This window comes from Microbacterium testaceum (assembly GCF_029761935.1).
Classification (GTDB): domain Bacteria; phylum Actinomycetota; class Actinomycetes; order Actinomycetales; family Microbacteriaceae; genus Microbacterium; species Microbacterium testaceum_A.
The window spans coordinates 228,745-247,888 of record NZ_CP121699.1; the positions used below are offsets into that span (position 1 = coordinate 228,745).

At 69.7% G+C, this 19,144-nt stretch carries 18 protein-coding genes; 15 read left to right on the forward strand and 3 right to left on the reverse strand.

The features are described from left to right. Positions 1 to 20 precede the first annotated feature (20 nt). Positions 21 to 275, reverse strand: coding sequence for a hypothetical protein (locus tag QBE02_RS01005; protein ID WP_056230625.1), 255 nt, complete (start codon positions 273 to 275; stop codon positions 21 to 23). Between the two features lie 153 nt (positions 276 to 428). On the opposite strand from QBE02_RS01005, the gene QBE02_RS01010 reads away from it, so the two are divergent. From QBE02_RS01010 to QBE02_RS01055, 10 genes are all read left to right on the forward strand, one after another. Continuing rightward, positions 429 to 1,919 carry an alpha,alpha-trehalose-phosphate synthase (UDP-forming) gene (locus QBE02_RS01010; protein WP_279366763.1) on the forward strand — a complete coding sequence of 497 codons (1,491 nt, stop codon included), beginning with the start codon at positions 429 to 431 and terminating at the stop codon, positions 1,917 to 1,919. Next, complete coding sequence (gene otsB, locus QBE02_RS01015; protein ID WP_279366764.1) at positions 1,916 to 2,695, forward strand: trehalose-phosphatase; 780 nt, start codon at positions 1,916 to 1,918, stop codon at positions 2,693 to 2,695. The genes QBE02_RS01010 and otsB overlap by 4 nt, the downstream gene beginning before the upstream one ends. Positions 2,696 to 2,835: 140 nt before the next feature. Beyond that, positions 2,836 to 4,554, forward strand: coding sequence for a dihydroxy-acid dehydratase (gene ilvD, locus QBE02_RS01020; RefSeq protein ID WP_056230630.1), 1,719 nt, complete (start codon positions 2,836 to 2,838; stop codon positions 4,552 to 4,554). Positions 4,555 to 4,599: 45 nt separating this feature from the next. Beyond that, complete coding sequence (locus tag QBE02_RS01025) at positions 4,600 to 6,408, forward strand: acetolactate synthase large subunit (RefSeq protein WP_279366765.1); 1,809 nt, start codon at positions 4,600 to 4,602, stop codon at positions 6,406 to 6,408. 1 nt (position 6,409) lies between these two features. Beyond that, on the forward strand, positions 6,410 to 6,919 hold the full coding sequence (gene ilvN / locus QBE02_RS01030; protein WP_056230635.1) for an acetolactate synthase small subunit: 510 nt from the start codon (positions 6,410 to 6,412) through the stop codon (positions 6,917 to 6,919). A gap of 67 nt (positions 6,920 to 6,986) precedes the next feature. Further along, complete coding sequence (ilvC, locus tag QBE02_RS01035) at positions 6,987 to 8,012, forward strand: ketol-acid reductoisomerase (RefSeq protein ID WP_279366766.1); 1,026 nt, start codon at positions 6,987 to 6,989, stop codon at positions 8,010 to 8,012. Positions 8,013 to 8,110: 98 nt separating this feature from the next. Then, a complete protein-coding gene (locus QBE02_RS01040) occupies positions 8,111 to 8,638 on the forward strand; it encodes a hypothetical protein (RefSeq protein WP_056230639.1) in 528 nt (175 codons plus the stop codon). Continuing rightward, positions 8,635 to 8,973 carry a bacitracin resistance protein gene (locus QBE02_RS01045; protein WP_279366767.1) on the forward strand — a complete coding sequence of 113 codons (339 nt, stop codon included), beginning with the start codon at positions 8,635 to 8,637 and terminating at the stop codon, positions 8,971 to 8,973. Before QBE02_RS01040 ends, QBE02_RS01045 begins: the two co-directional genes overlap by 4 nt. Before the next feature lie 336 nt (positions 8,974 to 9,309). After that, positions 9,310 to 10,914 (forward strand): phosphoglycerate dehydrogenase, encoded by a 1,605-nt coding sequence (gene serA, locus QBE02_RS01050; RefSeq protein WP_279366768.1) that lies wholly within the window; start codon positions 9,310 to 9,312, stop codon positions 10,912 to 10,914. 120 nt (positions 10,915 to 11,034) lie between these two features. After that, positions 11,035 to 11,226, forward strand: a complete 192-nt coding sequence (locus QBE02_RS01055) for a hypothetical protein (RefSeq protein WP_279366769.1) — start codon at positions 11,035 to 11,037, stop codon at positions 11,224 to 11,226. 16 nt (positions 11,227 to 11,242) lie between these two features. On the opposite strand, the gene QBE02_RS01060 is transcribed toward QBE02_RS01055, so the two are convergent. Next, positions 11,243 to 11,785 (reverse strand): TetR/AcrR family transcriptional regulator, encoded by a 543-nt coding sequence (locus QBE02_RS01060; RefSeq protein ID WP_279366770.1) that lies wholly within the window; start codon positions 11,783 to 11,785, stop codon positions 11,243 to 11,245. A gap of 79 nt (positions 11,786 to 11,864) precedes the next feature. Between QBE02_RS01060 and QBE02_RS01065 the strand changes: the two genes are divergently transcribed. The 5 genes from QBE02_RS01065 to QBE02_RS01085 all read left to right on the forward strand — a co-directional run bounded on the left by QBE02_RS01065 (position 11,865) and on the right by QBE02_RS01085 (position 17,880). Next, positions 11,865 to 13,403: an MFS transporter gene (locus tag QBE02_RS01065; protein WP_279366771.1), complete on the forward strand. Its 1,539-nt coding sequence runs from the start codon at positions 11,865 to 11,867 to the stop codon at positions 13,401 to 13,403. Between the two features lie 24 nt (positions 13,404 to 13,427). Then, the gene (locus tag QBE02_RS01070; protein ID WP_279366772.1) at positions 13,428 to 14,477 is read left to right on the forward strand and encodes a 3-isopropylmalate dehydrogenase; all 1,050 of its coding nucleotides are present in this window, start codon (positions 13,428 to 13,430) and stop codon (positions 14,475 to 14,477) included. A 54-nt stretch (positions 14,478 to 14,531) separates the two neighbouring features. After that, entirely contained in the window at positions 14,532 to 15,638 is a 1,107-nt protein-coding gene (locus tag QBE02_RS01075; protein WP_279366773.1) for a branched-chain amino acid aminotransferase, read from the forward strand. A 225-nt stretch (positions 15,639 to 15,863) separates the two neighbouring features. Further along, positions 15,864 to 16,631, forward strand: coding sequence for a fumarylacetoacetate hydrolase family protein (locus QBE02_RS01080; RefSeq protein WP_279366774.1), 768 nt, complete (start codon positions 15,864 to 15,866; stop codon positions 16,629 to 16,631). Next, positions 16,624 to 17,880 (forward strand): MFS transporter, encoded by a 1,257-nt coding sequence (locus QBE02_RS01085; protein ID WP_279366775.1) that lies wholly within the window; start codon positions 16,624 to 16,626, stop codon positions 17,878 to 17,880. Before QBE02_RS01080 ends, QBE02_RS01085 begins: the two co-directional genes overlap by 8 nt. A gap of 101 nt (positions 17,881 to 17,981) precedes the next feature. Here QBE02_RS01085 and QBE02_RS01090 read toward each other — a convergent pair whose 3' ends face one another. Continuing rightward, positions 17,982 to 19,070 carry an aminotransferase class V-fold PLP-dependent enzyme gene (locus QBE02_RS01090; RefSeq protein ID WP_056230661.1) on the reverse strand — a complete coding sequence of 363 codons (1,089 nt, stop codon included), beginning with the start codon at positions 19,068 to 19,070 and terminating at the stop codon, positions 17,982 to 17,984. Between the last annotated feature and the right edge of the window lie 74 nt (positions 19,071 to 19,144).

Below are 19,144 nucleotides of genomic sequence, written 5' to 3' on the forward strand. Positions count from 1 at the left end.
ATCCGTGAGGTCTCCGTGGGTCAGCGCGCGAGACGCTTCTTGAACAGCTTCTCCTGCTTCTTCGAGACGGGGGAGTCCCCCGAGATCACGCGACCCCGACGCGCGCGGCGCGTGTCGACGACCGCGCCGATCGCGAGCGCGAGCGTGATGCCCCAGCTCAGCCACGCCAGCGCCGTGCGCCAGGTGAACGGCTCGTCGTTCTTGAGCCCGCGCAAGAGCGTGACGCCGCCGGTGATGGCGCTGAGAAGACCGGTTCCGAAGATGTACTGCCGCATGAGCCCAACCTATCGAGCGGTGTGATCCGGCGCCGCACCTTGACAGCGGAGCACGGCCGGCCCGCGCGCGAGAACGCACGTATCGCATCCCGTCCAGCCCCGTGCGCGGATCGGGCCCGCTGTTAGCCTGAGGACGATCCCCGAGGAGGACCTGTGACCCAGGCCGATTTCGTCGTCGTCGCCAACCGACTGCCCGTCGATCGCACCCCCGACGGCGAGGGGTGGCGACGCTCACCCGGCGGTCTCGTCACCGCTCTCGAACCCGTCATGCGCCGCGCCGAAGGCGCCTGGGTCGGATGGGCCGGTCAAGCCGATGCCACCGTCGACCCCTTCGACTTCGAGGGCACGCACCTCGTTCCCGTGACCCTGTCGGCGTCCGACGTGCAGCTCTACTACGAGGGCTTCTCGAACGACACCATCTGGCCGCTGTACCACGACGTCATCGCCGCGCCGACGTACAAGCGCGCGTGGTGGGACGCCTACGTGAAGGTGAACGAACGCTTCGCCCGCGCCGCCGCCGACGTGACCGCCGAGGGCGGCATCGTGTGGGTGCAGGACTACCAGCTCCAGCTCGTCCCCAAACTGTTGCGCGAGCTCCGCCCCGACCTCACGATCGGGTACTTCCACCACATCCCGTTCCCCGCCTACGGCCTGTACTCGCAGCTGCCCTGGCGCAAGCAGGTGCTCGAGGGACTTCTCGGCGCCGACGTCATCGGATTCCAGCGCGTGGCCGACGCCGGCAACTTCGCCCGGGCCGTGCGGCGACAGCTGCGATACGAGACCAAGGCCAGCGGCATCCTGGTGCCCGACTCCCAGGGCGGCACGCGCGTCGCCCTTGCGAAGGCGTTCCCCATCTCGATCGACGCCGAGTCCTACATCGAGCTCGCGCAGAAGCCCGAGATCCAGCAGCGCGCCAAAGAGATCCGCGAGGGGCTTGGCAATCCGCGCAAGATCCTGCTGGGGGTCGACCGCCTCGACTACACCAAGGGCATCCGCCACCGCCTGAAAGCGTGGGGCGAACTGCTCGAAGACGGCCGGGCCACCGTCGAGGACGCCACCCTTGTGCAGGTGGCGAGCCCGAGCCGTGAGCGCGTCGACGCCTACGTGCAGCTGCGCGACGAGATCGAGATGACCGTCGGGCGCGTCAACGGCGATTACGACACCACCACGCACACGGCCATCCGCTACCTGCATCAGTCGTACCCGCGCGAAGAGATGGTCGCCCTCTTCCTCGCGGCCGACGTCATGCTCGTCACCGCGCTCCGCGACGGCATGAACCTCGTCGCCAAGGAGTACGTCGCCAGCCGCATCGACAACCGCGGCGTGCTCGTGCTGAGCGAGTTCGCGGGAGCCGCCGACGAGATGGGCAGCGCCCTGCTCATCAACCCGCACGACATCGACGGGCTGAAGGACCAGATCGTGCGCGCGATCGACATGCCCGCCGCGGAGCAGGGTCGCCGCATGCGGGCCCTGCGCAAACGCGTGCGTGACCACGACGTCGAAGACTGGTCGCGGGAATTCCTCGAGGCGCTGTCGGTCTTCCACGAGAAATCGTCGAGCGCCGCCGCTGCCGCCGAGGTGATCGAACACGACGACGGTTCGGTCCCCGAACGCGAACCCATCGACGAAACGGATGCCGAATGACCGCCGCCGACGCGACGGTCGAGGCCGTCGCCACCACCGACACGCTCCTCGTCGCCCTCGATTTCGACGGCACGCTCTCGCCGCTCGTCGACGAGCCGATGTCGGCGCGGATGACCCCGGGTGCCCGGGCCGCGGTCGACGCCCTCGCGGTGCTCCCGCGTACGGTCGTCGCCCTGGTCTCGGGGCGCTCGCTCGGGCACCTGCGCGAGATCGCCGAGCACGACGACTCCTCGCCCATCTTGCTCGCGGGCTCGCACGGCGCCCAGTTCTGGGTGCCCGGTGCAGGGATCGAAGAGACGGGCGACAACGCCGCCGACCTCGAGCTGCGGGACGAGCTGCAGAAGGAGGTCCTCGAGCGCACGGCCGACATGGCGGGTGTCTGGATCGAGCCCAAGGAGTACGGTCTCGGCGTCCACACGCGCACCGCGGATGCCGCGACCGCTCGGGCCGCCCGTGCTCTCGTCGACGAGATGCTCGCCGATCGAGCGCCCTCGTGGCGGCGTCGCACCGGCCACGACATCCTCGAGTTCTCGTTCCGACACGAGGGCAAGGACTCCGCCGTGGCGCGCTTGCGCGAGCGCGTCGGGGCGACGGCCGTGCTGTTCGCGGGCGACGACGTCACCGATGAAGATGCCCTGAGCTCCCTGGATGCCGGTGACCTCGGCGTGCGCGTGGGCGGGGGAGACACCGCGGCGACGCTCCGCGTGGACGACATCGACGCGTTCGTCGCGGTGTTGGAGGATGTGGCGCGCCTGCGTCGTGCGCACGTCGACTGACCCGACGCCACCTCGACGATCCGCGTCCGCGCGGAAGTCGATGCGGCCGGCACCGGGCGCGGGGTTCACGAGCGCCGATTAATCGAGCGTTCACGGCCTGCGGAGCATCGGGTGTCGTACCCGCGCAATAGACTTCGAGAATGCCCGCACCGCAGAATCCGAACACCGGCGAATTCGACATCAAGCCCCGCAGTCGCGTCGTCACCGATGGCATCGAAGCCACCACGTCGCGCGGAATGCTCCGCGCCGTCGGCATGGGTGACGAGGATTGGGACAAGCCCCAGATCGGCATCGCGTCGAGCTGGAACGAGATCACGCCCTGCAACCTCAGCCTCGACCGCCTCGCGCAGGGCGCGAAAGAGGGCGTGCACGCCGGCGGCGGGTACCCGTTGCAGTTCGGGACCATCTCCGTCTCCGACGGCATCTCGATGGGCCACGAGGGCATGCACTTCTCGCTCGTGTCGCGCGAGGTCATCGCCGACAGCGTCGAGACCGTGATGATGGCCGAGCGCCTCGACGGCTCCGTGCTGCTCGCCGGCTGCGACAAGTCGATCCCCGGCATGCTCATGGCATCCGCTCGTCTCGACCTCTCGAGCGTCTTCCTCTACGCCGGCTCCATCGCCCCGGGCTGGGTCAAGCTCAGCGACGGCACCGAGAAGGACGTCACGATCATCGACTCGTTCGAGGCCGTGGGCGCGTGCCTCGCGGGCAAGATGAGCGAGGCCGATCTCAAGCGCATCGAGTGCGCGATCGCCCCGGGTGAGGGCGCGTGCGGTGGCATGTACACCGCCAACACCATGGCGTCCGTCGCCGAGGCCCTCGGCCTCAGCCTCCCCGGCTCCGCAGCCCCGCCCTCGGCCGACCGCCGCCGCGACTACTTCGCCCACCGCTCGGGCGAGGCCGTGGTCAACCTGCTGCGCCAGGGCATCACCACGCGCGACATCCTCACCAAAGAGGCGTTCGAGAACGCCATCGCCCTCGCCATGGCGCTCGGCGGCTCGACCAACGTCGTGCTGCACCTGCTCGCCATCGCGAACGAGGCCGAGGTCGAGCTCAACCTGCACGACTTCAACCGCATCGGCGACCGCACGCCCCACGTGGCCGACATGAAGCCCTTCGGCCAGTACGTCATGAACGACGTCGACCGCCACGGCGGCATCCCGGTCATCATGAAGGCCATGCTCGACGAGGGGCTGCTGCACGGCGACGCGCTCACCGTCACGGGCAAGACCCTCGCCGAGAACCTCGCGGACCTGAACCCCGACCCGGTCGACGGCAAGGTCATCCACTCGTTCAACGACCCGATCCACGCGACCGGCGGCATCACGATCCTGCACGGCTCGATGGCCCCCGAGGGTGCGGTGGTGAAGTCGGCCGGCTTCGACGGGAACGTCTTCGAAGGCCCCGCCCGCGTGTTCGAGCGCGAGCGCGGCGCGATGGACGCCCTCGAGGCGGGCGAGATCGCCGCCGGCGACGTCGTGGTCATCCGCTACGAGGGTCCCAAGGGCGGTCCGGGCATGCGCGAGATGCTCGCGATCACCGCGGCCATCAAGGGCGCGGGCCTCGGAAAAGATGTACTACTGTTGACGGACGGACGATTCTCAGGCGGCACAACCGGCCTGTGCATCGGCCACATAGCTCCCGAAGCGGTGGACGCAGGTCCCATCGCCTTCGTGCGCGATGGTGATCTGATACGGGTCGATATCGCCGCTCGCACTCTCGACTTGATCGTCGATGACGCCGAGCTGAGTTCCCGCCGCGAAGGCTGGGAACCGCTTCCCCCGCGCTATACCCGTGGCGTTCTGGCCAAGTACTCCAAGCTCGTGCACTCCGCCGCGGAGGGCGCGGTCACGGGCTGACGGCCGTCCCCCTTCTCACCTTCTCCCGGTTCTCGAGGTACTCCCATGTCCATCGATTCCTCCACGGCAGCCATTCCCCGGCCGCCCGCCCGCACCGCTCCGGCGCCCGTGATGACGGGTGCTCAGGCGGTCGTCCGCTCGCTCGACCTGCTCGGCGTGACCGATGTGTTCGGTCTGCCGGGCGGGGCGATCATGCCCGTCTACGACCCGCTCATGGACGACGAGCACGTGCGCCACATCCTCGTGCGCCACGAGCAGGGCGCCGGCCACGCGGCCGAGGGCTACGCCGCCGCCTCGGGCAAGGTCGGCGTCGCGATCGCGACGTCGGGCCCCGGCGCGACCAACCTCGTCACCGCCATCGCCGACGCCTACATGGACTCGGTGCCGCTGGTCTGCATCACCGGCCAAGTGTTCTCGACCCTCATGGGAACGGACGCCTTCCAGGAGGCCGACATCGTCGGCATCACCATGCCGATCACCAAGCACTCGTTCCTGGTGAAGACCGCCGAAGAGATCCCCGGCGCGATCGCCGCGGCCTTCGAGATCGCCTCGACCGGTCGCCCCGGTCCCGTGCTCGTCGACATCACCAAGGACGCCCAGCAGGCCGAAGCGCCGTTCGTCTGGCCGCCCAAGGTCGAGCTCCCCGGCTACCGCCCCGTGACCAAGGCGCACGGCAAGCAGATCCAGGCCGCGGCTCAGCTGCTCGCCGCCGCCAAGAAGCCCGTGCTGTACGTGGGCGGTGGCACGATCCGCGCGAACGCCTCGGCCGAGCTGAAGGTGCTCGCCGAAGCGACCGGTGCGCCCGTGGTCACCACGCTCATGGCGCGCGGCGCGTTCCCCGACTCGCACGAGCAGCACCTCGGCATGCCGGGCATGCACGGCACCGTGCCCGCGGTGCTCGCCCTGCAAGAGAGCGACCTGATCGTCTCGCTCGGCGCGCGCTTCGACGACCGTGTGACCGGCAAGGCGGCGCTCTTCGCCCCGCACGCGCAGGTGGTGCACGTCGACATCGACCCGGCCGAGATCTCAAAGATCCGCACAGCCGATGTGCCGATCGTGGGCGACCTGAAGGACGTGCTCGTCGACCTCGACGCCGCGTTCCGTGCCGTCGACGCTGAGCAGCCCCACGACTACACCGAGTGGTGGACCTACCTGAACGGGCTCCGCGAGGAGTTCCCGCTCGGCTACACGCCCACCACCGATGGTCTGCTCTCGCCGCAGTACGTGATCCAGCGCATCGGCGAGATGACCGGCCCCGAGGGCGTTTACGCCTCGGGCGTGGGCCAACACCAGATGTGGGCCGCGCAGTTCATCAAGTACGAGCGCCCGAACGCATGGCTCAACTCCGGCGGTGCCGGCACCATGGGCTACGCGGTGCCCGCGGCAATGGGTGCCAAGGTGGCCCAGCCCGAGCGCGCCGTGTGGGCGATCGACGGCGACGGCTGCTTCCAGATGACCAACCAGGAGCTCGCGACCTGCGTCATCAACGACATCCCGATCAAGGTCGCGATCATCAACAACTCCTCGCTCGGCATGGTGCGCCAGTGGCAGACGCTGTTCTTCGACGGCCGCCACTCGAACACCGACCTGAACACGGGACACGGCACCCGCCGCATCCCCGACTTCGTCAAGCTCGCCGAGGCGTACGGATGCCTGGCGATCCGCGTCGAGAAAGAAGACGAGATCGACGCGGCCATCCAGCTCGCGCTCGACACGAACGACCGCCCGGTCGTGATCGACTTCGTCGTGAGCGCCGACGCCATGGTCTGGCCGATGGTCCCGCAGGGCGTCAGCAACAGCTACGTCCAGTACGCGCGCGATCACTCGCCCACCTTCAACGAGCAGGAGGACTGAGATGTCCCGCCACGTTCTGAGCCTCCTCGTCGAGGACAAGCCCGGTCTGCTCACGCGCGTCGCGGGCCTGTTCGCCCGCCGCGGCTTCAACATCGAATCGCTCGCCGTGGGTGTCACCGAGGTGCCGGGTCTTTCGCGCATCACGGTCGTCGTCGACGTCGAGGGTCTGCCGCTCGAGCAGGTGACCAAGCAGCTGAACAAGCTGATCAACGTCATCAAGATCGTCGAGCTCGACCCCGCCAGCTCCGTCCAGCGCGAGCACGTGCTCGTCAAGGTGCGCGCCGACAACGCGAGCCGCTCCAACGTGCTCGAGGTCGTGAATCTCTTCCGCGCGTCGGTCGTCGACTACGCCCCCGACGCCATCGTGATCGAGATCACCGGCGACTCGGGCAAGGTCGCGGCCTTCCTCAAGGCGATCGAGCCCTTCGGCGTCAAGGAGCTCGCGCAGTCGGGCCTGCTCGCCGTCGGTCGCGGCGGCAAGAGCATCACCGAGCGCGTCCTGCGCGGCTGAATCTTCCCAACTTCCCACTCACCAGCGGCCCCTGAGCGGGGGCCACGATTCAAGGAGAAACATCCTCATGGCAGAGATTTTCTACGACGACGACGCCGACCTCTCGATCATCCAGGGCAAGAAGGTCGCGATCGTCGGCTACGGCTCGCAGGGTCACGCCCACGCGCAGAACCTGCGCGACTCGGGTGTCGAGGTCGTCATCGCGCTCAAGGACGGCTCCAAGTCGGCCGCCAAGGCGCAGGAAGACGGCTTCGAGGTCAAGAACGTGGCGGATGCCGCGGACTGGGCCGACCTGATCATGATCCTGGCGCCCGACCAGCACCAGCGTTCGATTTTCGCCGACTCGATCAAGGACAAGCTGACCGAGGGCAAGACGCTCGCCTTCGCGCACGGCTTCAACATCCGCTTCGGCTACATCGACGCCCCCGAGGGTGTCGACGTGATCCTCGTCGCCCCCAAGGCTCCCGGTCACACCGTGCGTCGCGAGTACGTCGCGGGCCGCGGCATCCCCGACATCATCGCCGTCGAGCGCGACGCCTCGGGCTCGGCCTGGGACACCGCCCTGTCGTACGCCAAGGCCATCGGCGGCACCCGCGCCGGCGTCATCAAGACGACCTTCACCGAAGAGACCGAGACCGACCTGTTCGGCGAGCAGGCCGTGCTCTGCGGTGGCATGAGCCACCTCGTGCAGGCCGGCTTCGAGACCCTCGTCGAAGCGGGCTACCAGCCGCAGATCGCGTACTTCGAGGTGCTGCACGAGCTCAAACTCATCGTCGACCTCATGTGGGAGGGCGGCATCGCCAAGCAGCGCTGGTCGATCTCCGACACCGCCGAGTACGGCGACTACGTCTCGGGTCCCCGCGTCATCTCGTCCGACGTCAAGGCCAGCATGAAGGCCGTCCTCAGCGACATCCAGTCGGGTGCCTTCGCTGAGCGCTTCATCGCCGACCAGGACAAGGGCGCCCCCGAGTTCCTCGAGCTCCGCGAGAAGGAGCAGGGTCACCCCATCGAGGCGACCGGCAAGGAGCTGCGCGGCCTCTTCGCGTGGAAGCAGCAGGACTCCGACTACGTCGAGGGTTCCGCCGCGCGCTGATCCTCTCGTCGAACGCCCCGGGACCTCGCGGTTCCGGGGCGTTCGCCGTTTCGGCGGGGCGCGGCCCGGCGGCGGGGGAGCGCCGCTACCGTGGAGCCGTGAGCACTCCGCGCGATGACGACGCCCTGTCCTGGGGCGGTGACGACGACCCCACCCTCGACGTCGGCGAGAAGCACGCGCCGACCCCCGTCCCCGGCGGCGAGGTCGAGGCCGAGCCGATCGAGCCCCTGCAGCCTGCCGCGGCGCCGGTCACCCGGCATCCCGAGCCCGTCCGCTCCGAGCCGGTCGCGGTCGACGACGTCGACGATGAGGATCCGGATGCCGCCCACGCGGCGCCCCTCGGGAACGTGGGTCTCGTGGGGATCGGCATGGTGGCGGCGACGTTCCTGCTCTTCGCGATTGGCTGGCTTCTCGCGGGACTGCGGCTGAACGGCCTCGGTCTTCCCATTCCGTCGGTGACGGTGATCGCCCTGACGATCGGCGCGGCGCTCGCCCCGGTCGTGTGGTTCGTCGCCGTGCTCGCTCTCACGCGCAGCTGGCGCACGTGGCAGCGCTTCCTGCTGCTGATCGTGGGGATCGTGCTTCTCGTTCCCTGGCCGTTCCTGTCGTTGGGAGCCTTCGCATGAGCACTCCCGTCCGCTCCCGCCACCTGCCGACGTGGCTTCTCGTCACGATCGCGGGACTCTTCGGCCTGTTCTACGCGTACGTCGTGTGGAGCTCGGTCGCGCTGCTGATCCAGCAGGTCAACGGCCCCCTGGGGCTCAACGGTCTGGGCTGGTTCGTGTATATCCTTCCGATCGTGTTCCCACTCGTCGCGTTCGGTGTGGCCTTCGCGATCGGCCAGCGGCGAAAAGCGGGCGAGCTCGCGATCGCCCTGCTCGCGGGGCTGACGCTCTCCGCCGCGTTCTGGCTCGCGATCGTGGGTTACGGCACCACCTCCTACGGCCTGTACGGCGGCTGAGGACGAGGGTCCCGGCATCCGGTCCCGTTCTGCTCGCGCGTGGCGTCGTTCGCCGCGAGACGGCATGTCGCTGACATCTCGGCGTCACGCTGACGCGGGTCGTCTGCGAGATGCGGTCTCATGCGGCGGAGGTGTCGGGGCGATGTCTACCCCGCTCCGCCCCGCTCGGGCTTGCACACGGCCAGCGCAGCCCCGTCGTGCGGTGTCACACGGTCAGGGCGTCGGGTGGCTCCGCGCTAGGCTGACAGACGGCCCGCACGGGTCGCGCGCCCGGTTCGCGCCGGCGGTGTGCGACGGTGCGCGGCCGTCCCCAGCACCGTTTCGAAGGACGTATCCGTGACGAAGCCCGTCGTGCTCATCGCCGAAGAACTCTCTCCCGCCACGATCGACGCGCTCGGCCCCGACTTCGACGTGCGAGGCGTCGACGGGACCGACCGCCCCGCGCTGCTGTCGGCCCTCGCCGACGCCCACGCGGTGCTCGTGCGCTCGGCCACCCAGATCGACGCCGAGGCCCTCGCTGCCGCGCCGTCGCTGAAGGTCGTCGCCCGCGCCGGTGTCGGCCTCGACAACGTCGACATCAAGTCGGCCACCGCGGCCGGCGTCATGGTCGTCAACGCCCCGACCTCGAACATCATCTCGGCCGCCGAGCTCACCGTCGGTCACGTGCTGAGCCTCGCGCGCCGCATCCCGGCCGCGCACGCTTCGCTCGCGCAGGGCCTGTGGAAGCGCAGCTCGTTCACCGGCACCGAGCTGTTCGAGAAGACGATCGGCATCATCGGGCTCGGCCGCATCGGCGCGCTCATCGCCGCGCGCCTGCAGGGCTTCGACATGCGCGTCATCGCGTACGACCCCTACGTCACGGCGGCTCGTGCCCAGCAGCTCGGCGTGCAGCTCGTCTCGCTCGACGAACTGCTCGAGCAGAGCGACTTCGTCACGATCCACATGCCCAAGACGCCCGAGACGACTGGCATGATCGGCGCCGAGCAGCTGCGCCGCATGAAGAAGAGCGCTTACGTCATCAACGTCGCCCGCGGCGGCCTCATCGACGAAGAGGCGCTGTTCGACGCCCTCACCACGGGTGAGATCGCCGGCGCCGGTCTCGACGTGTTCTCGACCGAGCCCCCCGCCGAGGGCGGACCCGCCCGCAAGCTCCTCGACCTGCCGAACGTCGTCGTCACCCCGCACCTCGGCGCCAGCACCGAGGAGGCGCAGGAGAAGGCGGGCGTCTCGGTCGCGCGCAGCGTGAAGCTCGCTCTCGAGGGCGATCTCGTTCCGGATGCCGTGAACGTCGCCGGCGGCGCGATCGACCCCTTCGTGCGCCCCGGTATCGCGCTGGTCGAGATGCTCGGCCAGTTCTTCAGCGGCCTCGCCGACAGCGCCCTGACCAGCCTCGAGATCGAGGTGCGCGGAGAGCTCGCGCAGTACGACGTCAGCGTCTACCGTCTCGCCGCCCTCAAGGGGTACTTCAGCCGCATCGTCAGCGAGAGCGTCTCGTACGTCAACGCCCCGCTCTTCGCCGAGCAGCGCGGCGTCGAGGCTCGCCTGGTCGTCGAGGCCGAGAGCCCGCTGTACCGCAACATCACGATCCTGCGCGGCACGCTGGCCGATGGCTCGACCCTTGAGGTCGCGGGCACGCTCGCGGGCACGCGCATGGTGCCCAAGGTCGTCTCGATCAACGGCTACGAGATCGAGGTGCCGATCGAGCAGCACCACGTGGTCATGCGTTACGCCGACCGCCCCGGAATCGTGGCGATCTACGGCCAGAAGCTGGGCGAAGCGGGCATCAACATCGCGGGCCTGCAGGTGGCGGCTCCGGATGCCACGGGGCGGGCGCTCTCGGTGCTCACGGTCGACTCGCCGGTGCCCGACGAGATCCTCGTGGCCATGCGCGAGGCCGTCGGCGCCGACCTGTTCCGACAGATCGACATCGTCGAGGGCTGACGCCCGGGACGGTCGTTCCGGGGGAGGGGGTCGCTGCGGCGGCCCCCTCTTCCGTTCGTTCTCGGCGCGCACGTTCCCCGCTCTGGGGCGACGCATAATCGGGCGGATGACACTTCGCTCGTGGCCCTCGTCCTTCGCGTCGTCTCCGCCGGTCTCGGCATCCTGTTCGTCGTCGCCGGGGTGGCCGATGTCGTGCGACGCACGCCGTGGGGTTTCGTCGGTGTGATCGGCGGGGCGCTGATCCTGCTCGGGGTGGTGATCGAGCTCCGGCGCGAGCGTCGTGAGCGGCGGGTCGAGCGGCCGCACGACTGACCGGTGATATCGCGGTCTAGGTCGCGGCGGCGACGACGCGGGCGATGAGCGCGTCGAGGTCGGCGCCCTCGAGGGCCGGGCCGGGGAGGGCGTTGAGGTCGAGGACGGCGTTGAAGTACAGCCCGTCGCTGACGAGCAGCACCATCTGCAGCGCCGTCTCGTCGCGCGTGTGCGCACGGAGGCTGTCTTCCCAGAGCTCGCGGACACGACGGAGGGATGCCGAGGCGGCGTCGCTGCCGTTCTGCGCGAGGCGGGACACGGCGAGGATGGTCACGTCGAGGGGCGAGCCGGTGTTCTGCGAGGAGCGCAGGTGAGCTGCGACCACGCCCTCGTCGGATCGCTCGATCTCGGCGACGTCCTCTTCGGCGAGCCTCTCCAGCCGCTCGACGAGGGCCGCTTCGAGAGCGCTCTTCGAGGCGAAGTGGTAGAGCAGGCCGCCCTTCGACACGCCCGCACCGCGCGCGGTGGCATCCATCGTCGCGGCGCGTTCGCCCTCGTCGACGAGGATGCGGCTGAAGGCGTCGAGGACGGCTTCGCGGGCAAGAGGGGGACGGCTCATGACTCCTCGATCGTACTGGCGGCGTTCGGTGTTGCTCTGATACTATACCGGCTGGACGGTTAAGAAACGGATTCGCACAATGCTCACCTCGTCGTTGCCCACCTCGGAGATCACCGTGACGCGTGCCGGTTGGCGCGGGTGGTTCGCGCTGGCCGTCCTCATGCTGCCGGTGCTTCTCGTGTCGGTCGACAACACGGTGCTGAGCTTCGCGCTCCCCGAGATCGCCCTGTCGCTGCAGCCCTCTAGCATCGAGCAGCTCTGGATCATCGACGTCTACCCGCTCGTGCTCGCCGGACTCCTCGTCACCATGGGCACCCTGGGCGACCGGTTCGGGCGTCGCCGCATGCTCCTGATCGGGGCGACCGGCTTCGCGGCGGTGTCCGCGCTGTCGGCGTTCGCGCCCACCGCGGCTCTGCTCATCGCTGGCCGCGCGCTCATGGGCGTGTTCGGCGCCATGCTCATGCCCTCGACCCTGTCGCTGCTGCGCAGCATCTTCCGCGACCGCGACCAGCGTCGCATCGCCATCGCCGTGTGGGCGTCCGGCTTCTCGGCGGGAGCGGCCCTCGGTCCGATCGTCGGTGGCTTCCTCCTCGAGCACTTCACGTGGGGCTCCGTCTTCCTCATGGCGGTGCCGGTGCTGGTTCCGCTGCTGATCCTCGCGCCGTTCTTCGTGCCCGAGAGTAGTGATCCTCAGCCGGGGCGATTCGACCCCGTCAGCGTGCTGCTGTCGCTGGCGACCATGGTGCCGATCGTCTACGGCATCAAGAAGCTCGCCGTCGACGGCCCCCTCTCCCTCGCTCCCGTGCTCTTCGTCGTCGGGGTGGTCTTCGGCTGGCTCTTCGTCCGGCGCCAGCGGCGCCTGGCCACGCCCATGCTCGACATGACACTGTTCCGTCAGGGCTCGTTCTCGGGCGCGATCCTGGTCAACCTGCTCAGCGTGGTGGGGCTCGTGGGCTTCCTCTACTTCGTGGCTCAGCACCTTCAGCTGGTCGTCGGACTGTCGCCGATGGTCGCGGGCTTCGCCCTGCTGCCCGGGCTCGTGCTCATGATCATCTCGGGCCTCGCGGTGGTCGCGGTCGCCAAGCGCTTCCCGGCGCGGGTCGTCGTGCCCGTCGCCCTGTCGTTCTCGGTGGTCGCCTACGTCATGGTCGCGCTCTCGACGGCGGATCTGACGCTGCTGATCATCGCGTTCGCGCTGCTGGGCATCGGTATCGGGGCGGCCGAGACCGTCTCGAACGAGCTGATCCTCTCCAGCGCCCCCTCGGCGAAGGCCGGCGCGGCCAGCGCGGTCTCCGAGACAGCGTACGAGGTGGGAGCCGTCCTCGGCACGGCGGTGCTCGGCGGCATCCTCGCCGCCTTCTACCGGGCTCAGCTCGTGTTGCCCGCGGGACTCCCGGACGCCGCGGCCCAGGCCGCCCGCGAGACGCTCGCCGGGGCCGTCGCGGTGTCGAACACGCTCGACGACGTCGCCCTGGCCGACGCCCTGCGTCTCGCCGCCGCGCACGCCTTCGACTCCGGGGTCGTAATCACGGCGCTCATCGGAGCGGGTCTGATCGTCGCGGCCGCGGTCATCGCTGCCACTACCCTGGGAGGATCCCGCAGCACGTCGAAGAAGTGACGTGCCCGAGCTCTGAGGAGAGCGATGTCGCGTGTCGTGAAGCTGGCCGTCATCCCCGGTGACGGCATCGGTCCCGAGGTCGTCAGAGAAGCCGTCAAGGTGCTCGACGCCGTCACCGCAGCGTCGGACGTGACGTTCGAGAAGACGCCGTTCTCGCTCGGTGCCGGGCGCTACCTCGAGACGGGTGACACCCTGACCGACGACGATCTCGCCGCGATCGCCGCACACGACGCGATCCTGCTCGGCGCCGTCGGGGGAGTCCCCGGCGACCCCCGCCTGAAAGACGCCAACATCGAGCGCGGTCTGTTGCTGAAGCTCCGTTTCGAACTCGACCACTACGTCAACCTGCGCCCCTCGAAGCTGTACCGCGGCGCCGCAGGCCCGCTCGCCGACCCGGGCGACATCGATTTCGTGGTCGTCCGCGAGGGCACCGAGGGGCCGTACGTAGGCAACGGCGGTGCCATTCGTCGCGGCACCGCGCACGAGGTCGCCAACGAGACCTCGGTGAACACCGCCTTCGGGGTCGAGCGCGTCGTCCGCTACGCCTTCGCCCTCGCCGACCGCCGTCGCCACAAGCTGACGCTCGTGCACAAGACCAACGTGCTCGTCCACGCCGGCGGCATGTGGAAGCGCATCGTCGACACCGTGGCGCAGGAGTTCCCCGGGGTCGACGTAGACTACCTGCACGTCGACGCGGCAACCATCTTCCTGGTCACGAACCCGAGCCGTTTCGACGTGATCGTCACCGACAACCTCTTCGGCGACATCCTCACCGACCTGGCCGGCGCCGTCACCGGAGGCATCGGCCTCGCCGCTTCGGGCAACATCAACCCCGACGGCGCTTTCCCCTCGATGTTCGAGCCCGTGCACGGATCGGCGCCCGACATCGCGGGATCCCAGAAGGCCGACCCCACGGCCGCGATCCTCTCCGTCGCCCTCCTGCTCGATCACCTCGGGCTCACCGACGAATCCGCCCGCGTCACCCGCGCGGTCGAGGACGACATCGCGAACCGCGACGGGGTCCGCACCACCGCCCAGATCGGCGACGCCATCGCCGAGCGCGTCCGGGCGTAACCTGGACCGATCGGCGAGCATCGCCCCCGGCACTCGACAAGCTTTGGACAACGAATGACCACCATCGACACCGATCCCGACACCGGACTCGACCCGCTCGAGTTCGCCGTCACCCGCAACCTCGCGGCCAAGAGCGCTACCGACCGCGATGCGATCCTCGCCAACCCCGGCTTCGGGCAGAGCTTCACCGACCACATGGTCGACATCTGCTGGTCTGTCCGCGGCGGGTGGCACCGCCCGCGCGTCTCGCCCTACGGACCCATCTCGCTCGACCCGGCGGCCGCGGTGCTGCACTACGGTCAGGAGATCTTCGAGGGCATCAAGGCCTACCGTCACGCCGACGGCTCGGTCCACACCTTCCGCCCCGACCAGAACGGCCGCCGCCTGCAGCGCTCGGCCCGTCGCCTGGCCCTCCCCGAGCTGCCCGTGCCGTACTTCCTGCAGTCGCTGCGCGAGCTCATCGCGGTCGACGGCGCGTGGGTTCCCTCGGGCGACGACCAGAGCCTGTACCTGCGCCCGTTCATGTTCGCGAAAGAGGCGTTCCTCGGCGTCCGCCCCGCGCACAAGGTCGCGTACTACCTGATCGCCAGCCCCGCCGGCGCCTACTTCAAGGGCGGCGTGCAGCCGGTGTCGATCTGGCTCAGCGAGGACTACTCCCGCGCCGGCAAGGGCGGCACCGGAGCAGCCAAGACCGGTGGCAACTACGCAGCGAGCCTGCTGCCGCAGTCCGAGGCGTACGAGAACGAGTGCGACCAGGTCGTCTTCCTCGACCAGGACCGCAACGTCGAAGAGCTCGGCGGCATGAACGTCGTGTTCGTCTACAAGGACGGCTCGATCGTCACCCCGCAGTCCGACTCGATCCTCGAGGGCATCACGCGCGACTCGATCCTGCAGCTCGCCCGTGACCGCGGCCACCACGTCGAAGGTCGCAACGTCTCGCTCGACGAGTGGCGTCAGGGCGTGGCATCCGGAGACATCGTCGAGGTTTTCGCGTGCGGCACTGCCGCGGTGGTCACGCCGATCGGCGTCCTCAAGGGTCGCGACTTCATCGACGAGCAGCCGACCGGTACCCTCGCGCTCGAGCTGCGCGAAGAGCTCACGAACATCCAGTACGGCCGCGCCGAAGACAAGCACGGCTGGCTGTACCGCCTCGACGCCTGACCCGCGTCGTCTCACGGAGGGGTTCCCGGATGCCGGGGGCCCCTCCGTCGCGAGTGCGGGGGTCGCGGCCCATCCGCGGCCCGAGCGCCCGGTGATCCACGCATGAACGCGATCCGCGCGCAGAAACGCGTCCCGCCCGTGATTCTCGGCGAGGGGCGTCTTCACCCGGGGAGAGGGACGGGGGCGGCCCCCGCGCGTGTCGGAGGCCGCGGATAGGCTGGCACGGTGAAGATCGCTCGTTTCAGCCACCAGGATGCCCTCCGCTACGGGATCGTCGACGACGGCGAGCTCGTGGTGCTCGCCGGAGACCCGATGTTCGCCGGATTCGACACGACGGGGGAGCGCATCCCCCTGTCCGAGGTCGGGCTGCTCGCGCCGGTCATCCCGCGCTCGAAGGTCGTCTGCATCGGCAAGAACTACCACGACCACGCCGCCGAGATGGGCGGGGAGGCACCGGCCGAGCCGCTGATGTTCCTCAAGCCCAACACCTCGGTCATCGGCCCGAACGATCAGATCGTTCGCCCGACGAAACTCAGCTCGCGCACCGACTACGAGGGCGAGCTGGCCGTCGTCATCGGCCGCATCGCCAAGAACGTCCCCGCCGAGCGCGCGGGCGAGTACATCTTCGGCTACACCGTCGCGAACGACGTCACCGCGCGCGACCTCCAGGCCACCGACGGCCAGTGGTCGCGCGCGAAGGGCTTCGATACGTTCTGCCCCGTCGGCCCCGTCATCGAGACCGACCTCGACTTGAAGGCCGCGTCCATCACGACGCGCGTGAACGGCGAGGTGCGTCAGCAGGGTCCCGTGTCCGACATGATCCACGACATCCCCGCCCTCATCGCCTACGCCAGCGCCGTGTTCACCCTGCTCCCGGGCGACCTGATCCTCACCGGCACGCCGGCGGGCATCGGCTCGTTCGTCGCCGGCGACGTCGTCGAGGTCGAGATCGACGGCATCGGGGTGCTGCGCAACACCGCGCGAGATGCCTGAGATCCCGACGCCCGCGGGCGTCGATCTCGCCTCCACGCAGCGCCGGACGGTGCGGGTGCTCGCGGCGGGGCAGGTGCTCACGGGTGTCGCGTTCGGGGCGACGCTGTCACTCGGGGCGTTGCTGGCCGCCGACCTGTCGGGTCAGGAGGCGTTGTCAGGCTTCGCGACGGCATCGGTCACCCTGGGCGCGGCGCTCACCGCGATCCCGCTCGCTCGATTGGCCGGCCGCCGAGGCCGGCGTGTCGCTTTGACGACGGGCAACATCGCCGCGCTCCTCGGCATCGCGGTCGTCATCACCGCGGCGGCGCTGCACGCGTTCCCCCTGCTGTTGGTCGGCATCGCCCTGATCGGCGCCGGCAACGCGGCGACCCTGCAGTCGCGGTTCGCCGCCACCGACCTCTCCACCACCCCGCGCCGCGGGCGCGACCTGGCGACCGTGGTGTGGGCGACGACGGTGGGCGGTGTGGTCGGGCCCCTGCTGCTGGCACCGGGTGAGCTCATCGGCGCGAGCGTGGGTATGCCCCCGCTCACCGGGGCATACCTGTTCTCGTTCGCCGCGCAGGTCTGCGCCTTCGGGCTGTACGTGCTCGTGCTGCGCCCGGATCCGCTGCTGCTCGCCCAGCGCCTCGACCGCGAGCGCGCGGCATCCGCCACCGCTCCCGCCCCCGAGGTCGATCGTCCGCTGACCGCCCGCTTCGCGATGCTCGCGGTCGCGGCCTCTCACGTCACGATGGCGTCGGTCATGGCGATGACTCCGGTGCACCTCTCGCACATCGTCGCTCCGGATGCCGTGACCCTGGCCGTCGGCGTCACGATCGCCCTGCACGTGTTCGGCATGTACGGGCTGTCGCCGCTGTTCGGCGTGCTGGCGGACCGGTGGGGGAGGATCCCCGTGATCCTGCTGGGGCAGGTGCTGCTCGCCGCATCGCTCGCTGTCGCCGCCGCCTTCTCGGACACCCAGGTCGGAGTCCTCGTCGGTCTCGTTCTGCTCGGGCTGGGGTGGAGCGCGGCGACCGTGGCAGGCTCCGCGCTGTTGACCGAAGTCACACCCCTCGCCCTGCGTCCTCGACGTCAGGGCCGCAGCGACACCCTCATGACCGCGTGCGCGGCGGTCGGTTCCGTGCTCGCGGGAGTCATCCTCGGCCTCGTCGGCTACGGCGGACTCGCGCTGTGGGCGTTCGTACCGGTCGCGCTGGTGTGCGCGGGGGCTGTCGTCGTCGGGTCCCGCCGGGCCGTACCCGCCGCGTGAGTCGCCACAATGTGTCGCTTCGAACACTGTCGAAGCGACGATTCATGGCGACTCGCGCGTCAACGGTCTAAGGGCGGGCAGGCCGATCGTCGCGGGCAGTCTCAGATCGCGTAGACCAAGCCGTCGAAGGCCGAGAGGTCCTCTCCGCCGCGGACGCCGAGCGCGTGCAGAGCCCGGTCGACGTCGAGTTCGTCGTTGAACACGTGGAACGCCACGCGGGCTCGACCCGCGCGCCCCGACGCCGTGATCCCGTGGGCGGTCAGTTGGGCGAGGGCTTCGCCCGTGGCATCCGGCCAGGTGACGATCGCCGAGGGGCGCTCGGGGTGCTCCAGGCCGAGGCCCTCGCGGAAGCGTGCCGCCAGGCCCGTCACGTGCGCGTAGGTCGCCGTGATGTCGGTGTCGGCGAACAGAGCGAGCGCGGGGGCGGCCCCGACGAACGCCTGCCACGCGGGCGAGACGTCGAAGCGGCGGGCATCGGCGGCGAGGGTGCCGCCCGTGCCGTAGCAGGACGACCACGGGTCGTCGCCCGCGTACCACCCGGCCTGCACGGGCCGGATCTCGCTCGCGAACGCGGGCGTGATCGTGAGGAAGGACACGCCGCGGGGGCAGCAGAGCCACTTGTAGGCGTGGCAGACCGTCGCGTCGAACATGGTCGCGTCGACGGGGAGCCACCCCGCGGCCTGGGTGAGGTCGCACAGGGTGCGCGCTCCGGCGCGGGCGGCCGCGGCGGCGATGCCCGCGGCATCCGCGACCTCTCCGGTGGCCGACTGCACGAGCGAGAAGGCGACGAGCCAGGTGTCGGGGGAGACGGCGGCGGCGAGTTCCCGAAGGGGAGCCGTGCGCAGTCGCACGCCCCGGCCCGCGTGGGCGAACGGGGCGACGAGCGACGAGAAGTCGCCTTCGGCACAGAGCACTTCGGCGCCGTCGGGCACCGAGGCGGCCAGCAGCGCCACCTGGACCGACGTCTGCGAGCCGATCGCGACGTCGCTCACCGGGGAGCTCACGAGACGCGCGTACGAGGCTCGAGCCTCTTCGACGGCCAGGGACGCAGCGACGACGTCGGGTCGACCGGATGCCGCGGACTCGAGGTCGGCGCGGACCGCGGCCACCGTGGCGCGCGAGGGCAGGCCGAGGGTGCAGGCTGCGAGATAGTCGCGGCCGCCGGCGAAGTGCGATGCGAGGCTGCTCATGACCCCAGGATCTCGCCACGCGTGTCATTGCACCAGAACAGGTGTTGCATGAAAACCATCACGTCTGCTTATGT